Here is a 16385-nt window from a genome sequence, read left to right on the forward strand (position 1 = left end):
AAATTTTCAAACTTCTTTTTCTTCTTTTCCATCATACCATTTAATTTTTTCTGATTACTTGCTTTTAGTGGTTTTTTACTCATCTCAAACCTCCCAATCCAAAATCCGTCTTAGATAGGGATCTGCTCCGTAACGTCCTTCTATATATTGCTTGCCATAAGATTCATCTTTTCTTGGTGACTTTCCATTTTCTTTTTTAAAAGCAATCAGAGAATATATGGTTGAAGCATTAGAAGAATTCAATGCACAAAACCAAATCTCATCACGTCGATATACAGCAGGAATCATAGTCGTCATATCATGGGAAGTTAACAACAACTGCGCACCATGTTTATTGACTTTAGGATTTGTGAACAGTTCTATGATATATCTCAAAAGCTTCGGATGTAGTTTTGCATCCAGCTCATCTGCCACCATTAAATTCCCACTTTGTAAACAATCTATAATCTCTGCTAAGCTTCCAAAAAGTTTTCTTGTTCCACTGGATTCTTCTTCAAGCAGTACTTCTTGAGTCTACAATCTTCTAAAGTATGCTTGGTATATATTTCAATAATGTTGTCATCGGTATCTTTTTCAATCCTTAAATTCAGAAATGTTTACATCCATTTCACGAAACACAGCAAACATCGTTTTTTTCAATTTATCATCTTTAGGAAATATGTTTTGCCTATCTTTTATAGAGTTGTCATAATCTAATATTTGGATATCTGAAAACCAAGTAATAACATCCTCAATTGCGTCCACATCATAGTTTATTGCTACATGAGATAGCAATGGCATAGCTGATTTTAATTTTTCAACCACAATACCTTCTAAGTCTTCTCCTAAGAAGGTTTCATATTGAGAACGCTCAAAAATAATCTCTGCATCCTTTGAGCCAATCCTTCTCATATACAAATTTTCTTCTACAATCTGATTATGAAGTAAGGATAACTGATATTTAAATTCTCTTTTCTTAGTCTTAAAAAGGACATCAAAATTGGATAGTAGCTCTTTACATCTTATATCAAACTTATGATATTTTTCTTTTAAATCTGCTGCTGTCATTATTTTCATTATAGTTTTTTTATCATTCTTTAATTCTTGCATATCAAGCTGAGATGTTAAAATCTTACTCAAAACAAATGCACTCAGAAATTTCAATGATTCTAATACTGTCGATTTTCCACCACCGTTTGGACCATATAATACTATGACTGGCAGATATTGTTCTCCATCTAATGAGTCTACTATAAGGCTATCTTTGTGCTCAGTAATGGGCTAAGTACGGGTTTTGGTTACAGCGTATGTTGCCTCATTTTGTCGTCGTTAAATTGGAAGTTATAGCTTATCCTTATACCACTAAAGGAAACTCACTGTATAATAGAATGGCTGTAAATATAAAATTATTCCTGACTTGGCTGAAATTTCTTATCCATTTTTTCCAGACTCTCATCAAAGCGCCCGGCTTCTTGTTCGTCTATCTTCATCACAGGACTGTCATAGTAAACCCATTTCCTTACATCCAAAGCTTCCGGCTTCAATTCTTTTACCATCATTGCTGCTAGGAATGTTCCATTCTAAAGACAGGTATTGTACTTTTTACAACTCTTAAAGCCACAGCTTACATAATTGCTTGGGTTACCAAATATTACAATCACATTATAACCAAGTGCAATCGCCTGATCAAAAGAATGCTCGATAAGCATTTTTCCGTAACCCATTCTTTGGTATTCCGGAATAATGTATCACATACTATCCTATTGACAAATTCACTAAGATAAATATAAATACATTTATTTAGTGCGTTCAGTTCTTCTTTTAAAAAAAGACATAAATCGTCCTTTTTCCATCCGATTTTTGCCCCAAATTCACTTTAAAACCACAACATATTGTGTTCAACAATCTTTATTTCTTATCCACACCACATTTCGTCATCAGAACCACACATTCAACGGTATTACCTTTATCCCACAAAAGTTCCTGTACCTCATGCCCGTCTTTATACACAGGGAAGTTAAAGGAGATGGACTTCAATGGCACTTCTGCTTCATCACGAGTGTATATTTGAATTTCTTTAATCAAAGAAGATACAAGAGCTTTTCGTTCTTCGTCACTGATTTTATCATAAACTTTTTCAAAGTTAATCATCAGTTTGTAAACATTATCCAGCGTAATAGCGTTCGCTTCAACTGAACGGCGCTTTAATTTTGCATCTTCAATTTTTTCTTCTAATTCGACTATTATATCATACAGACCATCTAATCGAATAGTCATGTCATGCAATTTCCTATCTCGGAAGCGGGTATCTTCGGGCAATGTATCAATCTCGTTTTCTAAGCGAGCTTTATTTATATCTACTTCTCGTAGTTTTGCCTCATAATTTTTAATCTCTCTATCAATGGTTGTAGTATCAATCTGAGTTCCGATTCTTGCTTTGACTTCTTTAGCAAAGGTTTCATTGCTGACCAATTCCTTAATTGCCTCAATTACAAGCGGCTCAATCTCTGTTTTCTTAAGCATAGCTTTATAGTCACAACTTTTACCACGAACATTTCGGTTACGACTACATACATAATAATATACTTCTTTATAAGAACCGTCTTTGTTTGTCCATGCGTGTTTATTGGTATACATAGGGCCACCACAAACAGGACACTTTAAAATTCCTGTCAACAAATGTGCTCGATCCTTACCAACCTTTGATGGTTGCTTTACTCCTGTTGCTATTCTTTTTTCACGAACCTTATTCCATAATTCTTCACTGATAATAGCCTCATGCTGACCATCAGCCAAAATATAATCTTCCTGCCAAGCTTGGCGGTATTGATTTTTCGTACCCTTTACTTTTTCTCTTGCCCGTCTGCCAAAAGCAATTTTTCCGCAGTAAACCGGATTGTCCAAAATCTGTCTTACAAAATGGCTGCTCCACTCTTTGAGCTTTCCATTCTGCCTCTGGATTTTCCTAACCCCTTGTAAATTAAGATATTGTGCCACTTTACCGTATCCCATGCTTGTATTGGCAAACTTATCATATATCAGACGAATAACCTCTGCTTCCTCTTCCTGTATAAAAAGCATCTTATCCTTTAAGTAATAACCATAAGGAGCAAAGCCACCGTTCCAGCCACCTTGCCGGGCTTTTTCTTTACGACCATTCATAGTCTGCTCAATGATATTTTCTCTCTCAATTTCAGCTACAGCAGAAAGAACAGAAATGAGAAGTTTTCCACTTGTCTGTGACGAATCAATTCCTTCTTCAATACATATTAAGTTTACCCCATAGGACTGCACAAACTCTAAGGAATTTAAAATATCAGCAGCATTCCGCCCAAATCGGGATAATTTATAAACTAATATGTATTCGATCTGCAATCCATTTTCAATATCGGATAACATTTGCTTAAAAGCTGGTCTGCCTTCGATAGATTTCCCTGATTTTCCGGCATCTTCGTAGATATCTACAATAACCATTTCTTCTCTTTCTGCAAATCGTTTTAAGCTATTTATCTGACCATCCAAGCTAAATCCATCTACCTGCATCTCTGTGCTAACACGGGGATACAGAACACATTTCTTTCCACTTCTATTCATAATCATACCTCCTACCATGCCGAGTTTCTTAACGAAAAATATCCTTATGTAATGTGCTGTGTAATCTACACAACACAATCTAATTCTTTTAAAACTTCCGCTCCATGCTTTTCAACCACACTTGCCAATGTGTTCATAAAAATATTGAAATCTTGTGACTGCGGATGAAAAGATTGTTCTTTTGGAGCAGCACTTGTTATTAAATCTTCTGATACACGCTTGATATCTTTCATCTGTAAACACCTCCGTGAATACATACCTCCATTATAAATAGGTTTCAAATATATGTGAAATGTGTCGATCGAGTTTTTAAGTACAACTGTTATTAAAGAACGGCGAAAACACATAATTAATGGCTCTCCAAACCTATACTAATTGAGAGAGCCTTATCTATCAAAGGGATTTCTTCCTCACTAATTCTGCCAACATATCTTTTCAAACGTTTTTTATCGATTGTAATGATTTGCTCCAGCAATACCATAGACGGAATCGATAGTTCAGGAGAAAAATCTAATACAAAATGGGGCGGTAAACTTGCTTTGTAGTGAATTTTTCCTGTGATTGCCGCTACGATGACCGTTGGACTAAATCTATTGCCTATATTATTTTGAATGATTAGAACGGGGCGATAACCACTTTGTTCTGAACCAATTCCATGATTTAAATCGGCATAGAAAATATCTCCACGGAATAATCTACGACTCATAATTTGCAAGCCTCCTCTTTTCAAAAGATTTGTTAGAAATCGAATAAGCTACGCCGTCTGGTTAAATCATCATTTTACTGGATGCTAAATTACAACGCAGCCTATCCTACTTTTGTTTTTGAGTTTACTTTTTTACAGATGTCTGGACGGGTGAAAGCTTGTCCACCTTCATAGGGATTTTCCCTTCCTCCATACTGATGGCGGATCGTACTCATTGCGTGCGACGGCTTACGACCTGCTAGGTCACTTCAACGCTCAAGCTGTGACTGTACGAAAGTATCATTATCAGGAGCATAGCTTCTAACAGCAGACCAGCAACTGTTTGCCTGCGACATGGGCAAAATCGCTCACCACATTTTCTAATCATGTGGGTCATGGCGTGCCTGCCGCTCAGCTACGCTCCGTATGTATCTAGGGCATCTTTTTATTTAGTTTTCAAGGGACAGGTGAAGGTGAAAAAGTATGTCCTTCATATACCGTTTCATTTTTCAAACTATTTCGCAGGCATATTAGAGAATTTATTTTAATAATTTTTCAATGTTTTGTAATGCCCTATTGATACTGTCCCGGACGGCGCTTTCCCCAATGCCCTCCGCTTTGGCAATGGATGACTTACTCATGCCCATAAAGTAGTGTGCGTAGATTCGCTTAGCTTGTTTATCAGGTAAAGCTGAGATGGCTGCATGAAGCTGTTCCGCTGTTACCTTACTCTCATAAATCTCGCAGGGATTAAGAGCTACAAAAAGAATTTCATACTCAATGCCATCGCCACGATCTAGTGAGTAATATGCCTTGTGGCGATATCTCCGTAGATAATAGGCAGCATCAGCGTGTTCATAAGTATCCATGAGAGTCGCAACTTCATCTGGTACGTCGATAATGTAGTCTGTTTTATAAAAATCGGGATAGTATTTTCGTAGATTAATTTTTGCCATGTTATTTTCCTCCGTTTCGGTATTTGGTGAATAAGTAACCAAAACGAAACTGGCGGGGATCTGCAACCTACAGAACTAACATAACTTTTCAAATTAGGGCATAAAAAACGTCAGACAGCCGCAAAGACTTTCTGACGTTCCAAATAAGGGATAAGACTACAGTATAATAATACTGATTATACCAGTTTAATCGTGCATGTATGAAGCCATAGTATTCAGGAGGCGAATACCAACTTTTTTTAGGAAGTTACCAAAATATATGTATAGTAAAATATAATGTCCATCCATGCCTGCTCCTCCAAACAGCAGCACAGATGGACATATCTATAAGCCCTGCCAAGCTACCGTTTTTTTTATTGGATATTGGCACGGCTAATTTAGAATATTTCAAGCAAAATCATGCATTATAATGCTTATTAAATCAGCACTATTAGGGAATGTAAAAACCTAATTATGCACGATACAATGTATATGAGGTGAACAATCATGCCGAATAATTTATTAAAGCATCTTGGTGATTGCATCCGCAAGGCTCGCACGGACTGTGGATTAACCCAAGAGGCGCTTTCTGAGCAATCTGGTGTATCTGTTCGACATATAGCTAATATCGAAAAGGGACGTATGAACCCTTCTTACGAAATCATAAAACTACTTATGAACCGGTTAGGGGTTTCAGCAGAAACGCTCTTCTATCCCGATATTCCAAAACAGGAGATTGAATTAAATGAGTTCATTGGTAAATATCATGCATGTTCCGAAGAAGACCGTAAAATTCTTTTACGAACTTTGAACTGCCTATCGGATGAGCTACTACGTCGATCAGCCTTACCAGAAACAAAATCGGAAAAAACGGAATAAAGCCAGCAGAACAAGAATTCGCTTGTCCTGCTGGCTTTTCCGTATATATGCACGATTTAATGTTTTAGATTGAAAGAACCGTAAAGGTTGTTAGCTTCTAGGTGATTAATCAGTTTTTGCTTTTTCCATGCTATCAACCTTTGAAAAGATTCATCGCTGATGACGTTGTTCAATCCAGCAAGCATTTATTTGCGCAGTTTTGGAATCGACACCAAGCTGTACAGGCATATCAGGTAAAATACAATGTATCTCTAACTATATTTATTTTATTGGAAGTGTAAACTACTGTTTTTTATCCTCCTACTAATCCGAAATCTTACTTTTTCTCTTAAATTCATAAGATTTCATATTCTATTCTGCTTTCTGAAGAACCAATAGCTATTATAGATAGCTATTGTCTGTTATGCCTCTACCAGTTTCTCTGTATCTATAGTAAACAACTCATTTTTACCTGTCCTTAAATCTGTTTGAGAATTGAATAGACTATTATAATAACTATCTTCTTTTAATAAATCTTCATGCCTGCCGCGTTCCACAATTTCTCCTTTTTTAAAAACTAATATTTGATCTGCCGAGCGTATGGTTTTTAAATGATGAGCAATAACAAAAACCGTCCTATTTTTGGCAAGCTCCGAGATAGCCTCCTGAATTAACGCTTCATTGACAGGATCTACATTACTTGTAACTTCGTCCAGTAATAATATAGGAGCATTTTTTAAAAAAGCTCTAGCAATGGAAATTCTTTGTCTTTGCCCACCCGAAAGAGTAGCGCCATTTTCACCGATCGTAGTTTTATATCCTTGCGGCAGACTCATAATAAAATCATGTATTTTTGACTTTTTGGCTGCTTCAATGATTTCCTCATCAGTCGCCTTAGCCTTTCCGATCCGTATATTAGCTTCTACCGTATCTGCAAAAAGCTGAACATTTTGCATGACAATACTGATAGAACCAAGTAAATCATCGTAGCCCATATTCCGAATATCTACTCCACCGATTTGAATGCTGCCATCCTTTACATCCCAAAAACGGAGAAGAAGATTCGTAACGGTAGTCTTTCCAGATCCCGACTCCCCCACAAAAGCAGTTAGCGTATTGGAAGGTATTTTGAAACTGATATTTTTCATTTCAAACTCATCTTCTTCATAGGAAAAACCAACATTGCAAAATTCAACGTCCGAGCCCTTCGGCTGTTTGGGCTGTATTGGCTCTTTTACGATTGGAGCGTCAAGTATTTTACGTATTCTGCGGTAACTATCTGTAACCGATAAATAATTCATCCAATGTGTTTCCATTTCTGTGAAGGGTTTATAAAACTCCTTGCTGATCACGATATAAATCAAATAAGCCATTAGCTCAAGTCTGCCGTTTAGTAAAAGAACAGCTCCAGCAACTGCCATTACCCCATAGGCAAAATCGATAAAAAATCCATATCTGGAAAGTAATTTTGCCTTATACTCGGAAGTTTCTTTACTGCTTTCTCCAAAATTTTGTGTTGCTTTTTCAAGTTCCTGATCAAATTTTTTACTTTCTGAAAATGCTTTCAGTAGCGGAATTCCTTTTACATATTCTACAAACAAACTTACCATATCCTCTAAACGATTTCCGTTTTCACCTTCAAGCTTGTCCCCTTTTTTAAGTCCAATAATCAATATTAACAGTGCAATTGGAAGAACAGTAATCATAAATATCCCCATTTTCCAATTTACAAGGAATAAAGAAATTAAGAGAATTGCAGAAACAATAAAGTCGCTGATCATTCGAGGCCACATATGTCCAACAACCATTACCATGTTGTCTACATCTTTATGGATTACAGTGCTGATTTCTCCAAGCCTTTCATTGGTATAAAATCCAAGTGAAAAGGACTTTAACCGATAGACAATCTTTTTTCTGATCTCATAATTAATATCAAAGCCTGCAAAGTGCTTCTGACAGTCCCCAAATATGCTAGATAGTCCCTTAATCAACAGAAGAGTAATCAGATACCACCAATATTTTGAAAAGGACGTTGTACCTCCTGATATAATCATGCTTAGCATTTTTAATACGATAAGCATCATGACTACTCCAGATAGGGCATAGATAACAAACCAGATAATACCGGCAATCATAGATTTTTTCCCTTTTGAAGTTAAGGTATTAAGAATTTCCTTAATCATTTAGCAGCCCTCCTTTATATTCCAGCAATCTACTTTGTTTTGATCATAGACCATCTTTTGATATAACTCGCAGCACTCTATGAGCTCATTATGTTTTCCTTTATCCACAATTTTGCCCGAATCCATCACAACGATTTGCTCCATATCTCTGATGGTATTTAAGTGATGAGCAATCATAATGACAGTCTTATCCCTGCTTAAATCCTCTATGGCGGCCTATATGTATTTTTCATTTTCCGCATCTACTGCCGCAGTTGCTTCGTCAAGAATGATAATCGGTGCATCCTTTAAAATCATTCTGGCAATAGCGATTCTTTGTTTTTCACCACCAGAAAATTTAACACCAGCCTCTCCGGCTTTTGACTGATAGCCTTGTGGTAATGAGCAAATAAAGTCATGAATGCGGGCTTTTTTAGCAGCGTCAATAATTTCATCCATTGTCGCGTCCGGTTTCCCGATTCGGATATTTTCTTCCATGCTTATATTAAAGAGAAACGTATCCTGCTGCACAATGGATGTCAGCGAGTTCAGTTGTTTCTCAGACATACTTCTGGTATCGACGCCGTTTATCGTAATGCTGCCTTTCTGTGGTTCCCAGAATCCCATAACGAGATTAGCCAACGTGCTTTTTCCACAGCCGGAGGCTCCAACGAGTGCATTCTGGGAGTGTTTTTCTAAAGTAATATTTATATTCACAAGAGAACTGTCTTTACCGGGATAAGAGAAATCCACATTACTGATATTAATGTCGCCTTCCCGAACATTTTCGTTTGTCTCTTTTCTTTCCGGCACCGGCACATTCAGCACCGATCCGACTTCGTACATCGCATGATTAAATATGATGTTATAATGCTGTAATGTTGCTGCTTTAGCAATCGATGAAGCAAAGGCTCTCCCCAGTATCATCGAAATAATAAATACTGGTATCGTAATTTCCGCATTTGAAAAAAAATAGGTTCCCAAAATCATGATAAGAACTACTCCGCCTTCCATAAAAACATCAATAAAACCCATGGATACTGCGACTCCTGACGAAGCCTTTCTAGCCCAATGGACATAATTTTTTGAAAGCTGAATTGTTTTTTTCGTTTTGTTCTCTTCTTTGCTGAATGCCTTGATCACCGCAATATTCTGAATATATTCCATTAAGCTTTCCTGCATACTTTTTGTGCTATCTACAAATATTTTTTGATTCTTGTCCCAGACTGAAGCAGAAATTTTCTTTGTCAGCAACATCAGCGGCAAAGTCGAAATCATCAGCAGTGCCAGGCGCCAGTCAAGAAAAAGCATGATAATAAAAATTATGATTGGAAGCAGGGTAGCCGATACAATTTCCGGCAAGCCATGCGCAAGATAAAATTCCACCTGTTCCACGTCATTCTCTACGATATTGGTCAGGTCTCCAATTTTTCTTTCCTGAAAAAATCCTAAAGGTAATTTTTTCAAGTGCCTAATCAATTGCAGCCTTAAATCCGTTAAGGTACTGTATGCAGCATTATGTGCTTCCCAGGTTGAAATATTGGAACAAGCAGCTTTTAAGAGGAAGGATGCTAGCATTAATCCTCCATCCCACGCAACAATCGTTAAATTCAGTTTCCCTAAAAAAAAGGACGCAACCATATGTATGGTTAAAAGTTGCGGAACCAAATCAAATATAACCTTGAAAGCAATTAATATATTAGAAACTCGATTTTTACTTTTCACATTTCGAATAAGTTCTTCTTGATTCAATTTGCAGTCCTCCTAATTAAATATTTTAAATCTATCCTATTCAAACCTCATTATTGAGAGCAATTTTTCTCTTCATATAATTGTTTATTTTTACTATTGTTTGTTGACTTAATATATGCTCCATCAAACAGGCATCTTTTCTGGATATGTCTTTTGGAACACCCAAAATTTCGGTTAAAAAGCAATCAAGTATTTGAAATGTTTCCGTTACACTTTCCGCCTTTTCTTTTCCTAACTCCGTTAACCATACCCCTTTTGATTTTTCCTTCTTCACACATCCTATAGCGACCAATTTATCTGTCGTTTGAGAAACCGTAGCCTTTGAAACATGCATTCTATCCGCAATATCAGTAACGCGTGCCATGCCATTTAGTTGTATGAGTTCATAAATTACTTTCAGATAATTTTCCATTGCATGTGTAACGGTTATCATTTTTCTCACCGCCTTTCATTAGACACGCTAAGTTGTTCTTAATATTCATTTTTAAATCAAATCAGTTAATACAAAGGCATTTATCGCTCTATCATCCTTTTGTGCTGCAACAATGATGGAATCGACTCCGAAATACTCTCGAATATTTTCTTTTGTAAGTATTTGATCCGTTTTCCCTACAAGAAATTTGTTTCCCTTTAAAAGCAAGGTCTTATCAGCAATATTAAGCGCATGATTCGGATAATGCGTATTCATTACACAGGCAATTCCTTTTTCTTTTGCTAGTCTTTTAATTATTTTCAGTATTGTGATCTGATTTCCAAAATCAAGGTGAGATTCTGGCTCATCCAATATCAGCAATTGAGGTTCTCCGACTAATGCACGCGCAAGCAACACCATTTGAAGCTGTCCGCCGCTTAACTGATTACAGGATTTATCACGAATCGCTGAAATGCCTACCTCTTCCAAGGCTCTATCAGCAAACTCATAATCCTTTTCCCCAGGTGATGCAAATGCAGGCAGATACTTTGCTCTGCCAAACACAACCATATCCCTGACTGAATACGGAAACGAAAATCGGTGTGCCTGTGGTACATATCCAATCTGTTTTCTTGCGTTACCAGTATCTTTTCCATCAATGAGTGAATGGCCTGATTTCCACTTATAAATCCCCATCAGGCATTTTAAGAACGTCGTTTTTCCTATGCCGTTTGGCCCCATAACAGCAATTACTTCGCCTTTTTGAAGCGATAAAGTAATATCCTGCAAAATAGGTGTGTCTGATGTATAATAAAAACTTCCTTTTTCTACACGAAGCAACATTATGACTCTCCTTTCATGCGGTTATAAATGAGTGCAAAGAATGGCGCACCGATTAACGCTGTCAGTATTCCAATTGGAATCTCAGCTGCAGTAAGATTTCGGGCAACACTATCTACAATTACCATAAAAGTTCCACCAAGCAGCATAGATGCTGGAAGTAAGCCCTTGTGGTTCACCCCCATAATTCTTCTGGATATATGCGGAATAACCAGACCTACCCAGCCAACAATGCCGGAAACCATTACACAAGCAGCTGTAATAATTGTACTGAACAGAATAACCGCTATGCGTGCTGCTTGCGGATTTACTCCAAGGGAATATGCCTCTTCTTCTCCTAACGACAAAATATTAAGCTGCCACCGTAAAAGTAGCAGCCCTGCAATACCGATAACAATTGGCAAAATAATTATTTTTAAGTCATTGAATTCCGTATTTGCAAAGCTACCCATTAACCAGAACGTAATTGTCGGAAGTTGATCGTTTACATCAGCAACATATTTAATCAGTGATGTTAGAGCAGAAAATACCGAGGTCACAATAATCCCTGATAAAATATAGGACATGGTTTGAGCTTGCCCCTTGGCTCGAACCATAAAAAGTGTTAGGAACATACTGATAAGTCCGAATGCTAACGACAATACTGATGTCATCACACCCATGCCGGATGTAAGGAGTATTCCAAGCGCCGCACCAAATCCTGAACCGGAACAAACACCAAGAATATCAGGACTGACAAGAGGATTCTGAAATAGTCCCTGCAGTGAGGCTCCTGCTATGGACAATCCTGCTCCAACGAGTAACGCAATCAGAATACGCGGCAGCCGGACTTGAAACAGGACATGCTCTGCGACTTCAAAGCCCGGATACGAAACTCCAGTTAGCTTTGCTTCTATAAGCTTTAAGACATCCCCATATTCCATATGGTAACGCCCTCCAAAGAGTGACGCTACCATTACAAGAACAAGAAGCCCTGCGAGCAAAATAAACTTTAATTTAAAATTATTTTGGTTTTTTATTGTTTTTTGGTTTTTTATTGTTTTTTGGTTTTTATTCATAATCATTATTTCTGCAACTTTCGTGGACTAAGCACAGCAGAAATCAGCTCCTCCTCCAGCGTTATTTTGTACATCCTGCTGTAATAATCTTTAAACAGCATTTTAAAATCACTCTCACTCAACAGCTCCGGATAGCTTTTTGAAATCATCCAAAGGGGTGTAAGCGGAGCATCTGAGCATGGTGCACCCCATGAATAGATTCCTTGTGGAATATCAAAGATTGTGTTGTTTTTATAAGCGGAAAGCAAACTCCAGTCCTGTCCATTCATTTTGTTTTTCAGCATAGCAGAAGCAGGACTTCCGATAAATACATAAATAAAATCGGGATTCCACTCATAAAGCTGTTCCATACTGACTTCAGCCTGTCCTGATATTTCTGCTGCCACATTGACAAGACCGCTTTTTTCAAACCACGTATCTGCATAAGTTCCGCTTCCATATACGGAAATCACACCTCCCGTATTGCTGAAAAGAAATAGTGCAGTCTTTTTTTCTCCTGTATATGTATCAAGAACCTCTGTTCCCTTTTTGTTGGAAGCTTCCCATTCGTTTTGAAGCGAAACAGAATTATCTACCTCAAATATCTCACGCATCAGGTTATCCCATGCGATCGTAACTGTTTCCGGATTGTTATCTCCTTTTTTCATCATATCGACAATAGGTATCCCAAGATTTTCAATGCCCGATTTCTGAGCTTCTCCATAGTAAAACACAATATCCGGTTTGAGATTTAAAAGCTCTTCTGTATTCGAAACAAAGCCCTCACTTACAAATGAGGTCTCAACACCATTCCAGTTGGGGAAAAGCTTGCTTACAATTTCAGTATTTGAAGTCGTAAAAGCTCTGGAATTAGCTCCTACAATCCTATCGGGATCAGAAAGAACACCCAAAAGCACTGATATCGTTGGCGGAGATATGATGACTACACGCTGTATTTCTGCTGCCGTCGGCACAGTCACGGTGTTTCCTCCTAAATCGGTTATCGTTCTCATGCCTGATGCTGATAAATTTTTAGACTCTGTAACAGATACATTTTCAGTCGCCCCGCAGCCTGCTAAAGCCATAGTCAAAACAATCGATAAAATTAAGAACAATATTTTTTTAGATTTCATTTTATCCCTCCAGTTATTTAAAAATGATTTTCTATCAAAGCATTTGCATGCTTCAAAAATTCCTGAATGATATGAAGTTCGTTGTCATTCAAACTTTCAAGATAGGCAAACAACGGGCGGTCATATTCCTGATGATACTGGTTATGAAGCTTATAAGCGATTTCCCCTTTTTCTGTAAGGAAAAGACAGAATCGCTTTTTATCCTCGTCATCCTCCTTTTTTTCGAGAAAGCCGTGTTCTTCAAGCTTTCGGACAGTTTTTGCTACTACAGCACGTGTTACATTAAAGTTTCGTGCCATTTCAGAAATAAATATACCTGGATGATCACCCACCATTTTAATCATGTGGATTTCTCCACGATAGAACTGCATTTCTTCCAAGCCAAAATCTAATATATTTGTCTTTCCATTGGCTATTCGCTCTGTCATTTGTATAAAATCATTAATCACAAGTTTTTGTAACTTTTCCATCTTGGAGACCTCCCTTTCTTTTTAAGTAGAATTCGCCTTGCAGCCCTTCAAATATTCCACCGTCATCATCACTATGAATATGTTGAAATCCATGTCTTGTTAAAGCATTTTCAATATCCTTTTTTGTAAGCAGTACATCCAGACCATCCAAATGACTAGATAACCAGCCAAGAATACTCTCAGGCGGATTCTGATAATCCTCACTGACATTATGTGTAACAACATATAAGTAACCGTTTGATGTTAAAGCGTTATATAATTTGCTCATCACGGAATCCAAATGGTCTTTTGCAAAGTCCAGTACTCCTGAGGCAATAATCAGATCATATCCTTTTCCGATATCATCTGCATTAAAGTCTCCTTCTATCACACTTACATGCTCAGAGAGGTTTCTCTCTGACACTAATTCACGTGGCAGCCGTGCTACGTTAGGATGCTCAAAAACAACGCTTTTGCAATTTGGAAAGGTAATTGCAAGTTCTATTGCAAGAATTCCTGAGCCTCCTCCGAGGTCAAGTATCTTTTCAGGGGTTTTATTTCCATAAAGACTTGTAACTGCTTGAATCAGAGACTGAACACGCCCTGTATACATTTCAGGTATACTCACCCGTGCAGCCTCATAAAAATCATATACCTCTATCCCTCGATTATTGTTTAGAACGTTTTTGTTAGGGCCGTTTAACAAACGCTCTTCGATATTTTGCAGAGACATCATTTTCTCTCTAAAAAGAATACTCTCGCCCAAATAAGCTGAACTGTTTGGATTTAAAAAGTCATTACTCTGCTGTGTATTTCTATAAGCTTCGTTACTTTTTTCAAGTAATCCAATGGATGCTAATGCATTTAGCACAAAAGATAAATTCCGCTCATTTAAGTCTGATTTCGTTGCAACAGCTTTTGGAGTTTCCCAGCTTTCCAGATAAGAGAACAACTTCAATTTTAATGCTGATAAAAGCAGTTCTGTCTCTCGTTTCTGATGAAGCATTTTATAATACAGCTTTTGATTCCCTTTTGACTGATACATTATTTCACTTCCTTTCATTGGTTAGTTATCGCTAACCTATTGTATGCCAAGTATACATCCTTTTTAATTGTATGTCAAGCATACAATTAAATTATTGGAAAGCCTTGTTTGATAAAATGGGAAAGGGCATATCCGGCTGCCCTGTCCCATTTTTTTAATTACTTCTGCTTACTTTTGAATTACATTATATCATTTTTTTGTCTATTCAAGGGTGTCCGTAATTTCAGACATGTAAAATACCTTACAAGCCCTCTATTTTTCAATGTTTTTGCCACGTTCCAACAAGCAAACGACCTCCGTATGCCTTGAGTAGACAATAATGATGTCATAGAAAGCTAGTGGTCCCTTGTTGGAAGAGTATTTTCTATTGCTCTTTACTAAGAATTACCTCAATGCTGTTTCTCTATTTCTCTCTGAATTTCAATTCAAAATTTCATATACCTCAAATTATCTTTTAACCAAGTATCTGACAGTTTCCCTCAATTCATTGCTAAATTCTGCGAGATCTTCAAAACTAATTGCACCCTCATTTATAAGTGAAATAATATTATAAATAAGGTTTGACCGGCTCACTTCTACTCTAACACCAGCTTTCTTCCTATCATCTTTTATTCTCTTCTACAACCGCCAAAACTTCTCTGATGGATCAGAGTCTTCACTTAATAATTCTATGTATTCCTTACCGAGCCTGTCCATATAGGATTCCTGCCAATCGGCAATCTTTTTTCTAATAATGATCCTCCGGCATAGCCGGAGGTTTTTCTTATGCGGGCAAAGCCCTCTGTTACTAGCAACGCCTTAAGGCGTATGTGGTCTAACACTTGCTATAACTTACTTGCTACCCGTGAACGGGTCTGTTAATTCTCTCATCGTAATTTGATCTTCAATCTGATCTTCTTTCAGTTGATTTTTTATATACTCTGCGATTTTCTTTGTGTTTTTCCCCGTTGTATCAACAAAATATCCTCTGCACCAGAAGCTCCGATTGGCATATTTGTATTTCCAATTCCCATGTCTCTCATGCAATATGATACTACTTTTACCTTTCAGAAATCCTACAAATGCTGACACACTCATCTTTGGTGGTATTTCTACAAGCATATGGATATGATCGGGAAATATCTCAGCTTGAATGATATTTACTTTTTTCCAATTGCACAATTCTCTAAGTATTTTTCCGACTTCTTCTTTATGCTCGTTGTAAAATATTTTTCTTCTATATTTCGGAGCAAACACTATGCGGTACTTACAATTCCACGTCGTATGTGCTAGACTATTTTTATTATCATTCATGTTTTAAAACTCCTTTCGATATTTATACTGTAGTTGCCAGACCACAGTCTTATTATATCTTTAGGAGTTTTATTTTTCATCATCGCTAAAGCTTCCACGGAACCACCGGCATTGCCGCAATGGCATTAAGTTAAGCATTTTAAAACATGGATACAACAAAGTAAAAAGTGAAGGATAGAGAATGCCGAAGTGTATTATCTGTTCTTCATGT

The 16385-nt window shown here is 37.2% G+C and carries 19 protein-coding genes; 1 reads left to right on the forward strand and 18 read right to left on the reverse strand.

From position 1 onward, the window contains the following. Positions 1-84 precede the first annotated feature (84 nt). From K292_RS17985 to K292_RS0111015, 8 genes are all read right to left on the reverse strand, one after another. Positions 85-501, reverse strand: coding sequence for an AAA family ATPase (locus K292_RS17985; protein WP_084145979.1), 417 nt, complete (start codon positions 499-501; stop codon positions 85-87). Between the two features lie 72 nt (positions 502-573). Further along, complete coding sequence (locus K292_RS17990) at positions 574-1257, reverse strand: AAA family ATPase (RefSeq protein ID WP_156900531.1); 684 nt, start codon at positions 1255-1257, stop codon at positions 574-576. Positions 1258-1385: 128 nt separating this feature from the next. Next, positions 1386-1535, reverse strand: coding sequence for a hypothetical protein (locus tag K292_RS19405; protein WP_330364965.1), 150 nt, complete (start codon positions 1533-1535; stop codon positions 1386-1388). Between the two features lie 24 nt (positions 1536-1559). Beyond that, positions 1560-1724, reverse strand: a complete 165-nt coding sequence (locus tag K292_RS19465; RefSeq protein ID WP_334290772.1) for a GNAT family N-acetyltransferase — start codon at positions 1722-1724, stop codon at positions 1560-1562. A gap of 163 nt (positions 1725-1887) precedes the next feature. Continuing rightward, the gene (locus K292_RS0111000) at positions 1888-3573 is read right to left on the reverse strand and encodes a recombinase family protein (protein WP_027399876.1); all 1686 of its coding nucleotides are present in this window, start codon (positions 3571-3573) and stop codon (positions 1888-1890) included. A 65-nt stretch (positions 3574-3638) separates the two neighbouring features. Then, positions 3639-3806 carry a hypothetical protein gene (locus K292_RS18715; protein WP_156900532.1) on the reverse strand — a complete coding sequence of 56 codons (168 nt, stop codon included), beginning with the start codon at positions 3804-3806 and terminating at the stop codon, positions 3639-3641. Positions 3807-3922: 116 nt separating this feature from the next. Continuing rightward, positions 3923-4279: a type II toxin-antitoxin system PemK/MazF family toxin gene (locus tag K292_RS0111010; RefSeq protein WP_027399877.1), complete on the reverse strand. Its 357-nt coding sequence runs from the start codon at positions 4277-4279 to the stop codon at positions 3923-3925. A gap of 518 nt (positions 4280-4797) precedes the next feature. Further along, the gene (locus K292_RS0111015) at positions 4798-5214 is read right to left on the reverse strand and encodes a sigma-70 family RNA polymerase sigma factor (RefSeq protein WP_027399878.1); all 417 of its coding nucleotides are present in this window, start codon (positions 5212-5214) and stop codon (positions 4798-4800) included. A 486-nt stretch (positions 5215-5700) separates the two neighbouring features. Here K292_RS0111015 and K292_RS0111025 point away from each other — a divergent pair, with 486 nt between their 5' ends. Beyond that, positions 5701-6072: a helix-turn-helix domain-containing protein gene (locus K292_RS0111025; protein WP_027399879.1), complete on the forward strand. Its 372-nt coding sequence runs from the start codon at positions 5701-5703 to the stop codon at positions 6070-6072. A gap of 401 nt (positions 6073-6473) precedes the next feature. Here the strand turns inward: K292_RS0111025 and K292_RS16930 are convergent, their stop codons facing one another. The 10 genes from K292_RS16930 to tnpA all read right to left on the reverse strand — a co-directional run bounded on the left by K292_RS16930 (position 6474) and on the right by tnpA (position 16174). Beyond that, positions 6474-8234, reverse strand: coding sequence for an ABC transporter ATP-binding protein (locus tag K292_RS16930; RefSeq protein WP_051280672.1), 1761 nt, complete (start codon positions 8232-8234; stop codon positions 6474-6476). Continuing rightward, a complete protein-coding gene (locus tag K292_RS19155; protein ID WP_245570861.1) occupies positions 8235-8411 on the reverse strand; it encodes a hypothetical protein in 177 nt (58 codons plus the stop codon). A gap of 39 nt (positions 8412-8450) precedes the next feature. Further along, positions 8451-9965: an ABC transporter ATP-binding protein gene (locus K292_RS16935; RefSeq protein ID WP_245570862.1), complete on the reverse strand. Its 1515-nt coding sequence runs from the start codon at positions 9963-9965 to the stop codon at positions 8451-8453. A gap of 40 nt (positions 9966-10005) precedes the next feature. Beyond that, on the reverse strand, positions 10006-10398 hold the full coding sequence (locus K292_RS16940) for a metal-dependent transcriptional regulator (protein ID WP_037373086.1): 393 nt from the start codon (positions 10396-10398) through the stop codon (positions 10006-10008). A 51-nt stretch (positions 10399-10449) separates the two neighbouring features. Then, positions 10450-11220, reverse strand: a complete 771-nt coding sequence (locus K292_RS0111045; protein ID WP_027399880.1) for an ABC transporter ATP-binding protein — start codon at positions 11218-11220, stop codon at positions 10450-10452. Continuing rightward, positions 11220-12275, reverse strand: a complete 1056-nt coding sequence (locus K292_RS0111050) for a FecCD family ABC transporter permease (protein ID WP_051280676.1) — start codon at positions 12273-12275, stop codon at positions 11220-11222. Before K292_RS0111050 ends, K292_RS0111045 begins: the two co-directional genes overlap by 1 nt. Before the next feature lie 5 nt (positions 12276-12280). Further along, positions 12281-13387: an ABC transporter substrate-binding protein gene (locus K292_RS16945; RefSeq protein WP_037373088.1), complete on the reverse strand. Its 1107-nt coding sequence runs from the start codon at positions 13385-13387 to the stop codon at positions 12281-12283. Between the two features lie 17 nt (positions 13388-13404). Continuing rightward, positions 13405-13857: a MarR family transcriptional regulator gene (locus K292_RS0111060; protein WP_027399882.1), complete on the reverse strand. Its 453-nt coding sequence runs from the start codon at positions 13855-13857 to the stop codon at positions 13405-13407. After that, positions 13829-14881, reverse strand: a complete 1053-nt coding sequence (locus K292_RS16950) for a methyltransferase (protein WP_051280674.1) — start codon at positions 14879-14881, stop codon at positions 13829-13831. Before K292_RS16950 ends, K292_RS0111060 begins: the two co-directional genes overlap by 29 nt. A gap of 831 nt (positions 14882-15712) precedes the next feature. Beyond that, a complete protein-coding gene (tnpA, locus tag K292_RS0111070) occupies positions 15713-16174 on the reverse strand; it encodes an IS200/IS605 family transposase (RefSeq protein WP_027399883.1) in 462 nt (153 codons plus the stop codon). Positions 16175-16385: the final 211 nt, after the last annotated feature.

This window comes from Anaerovorax odorimutans DSM 5092 (assembly GCF_000426305.1).
In the GTDB taxonomy this organism is placed as follows: Bacteria; Bacillota; Clostridia; order Peptostreptococcales; family Anaerovoracaceae; genus Anaerovorax; species Anaerovorax odorimutans.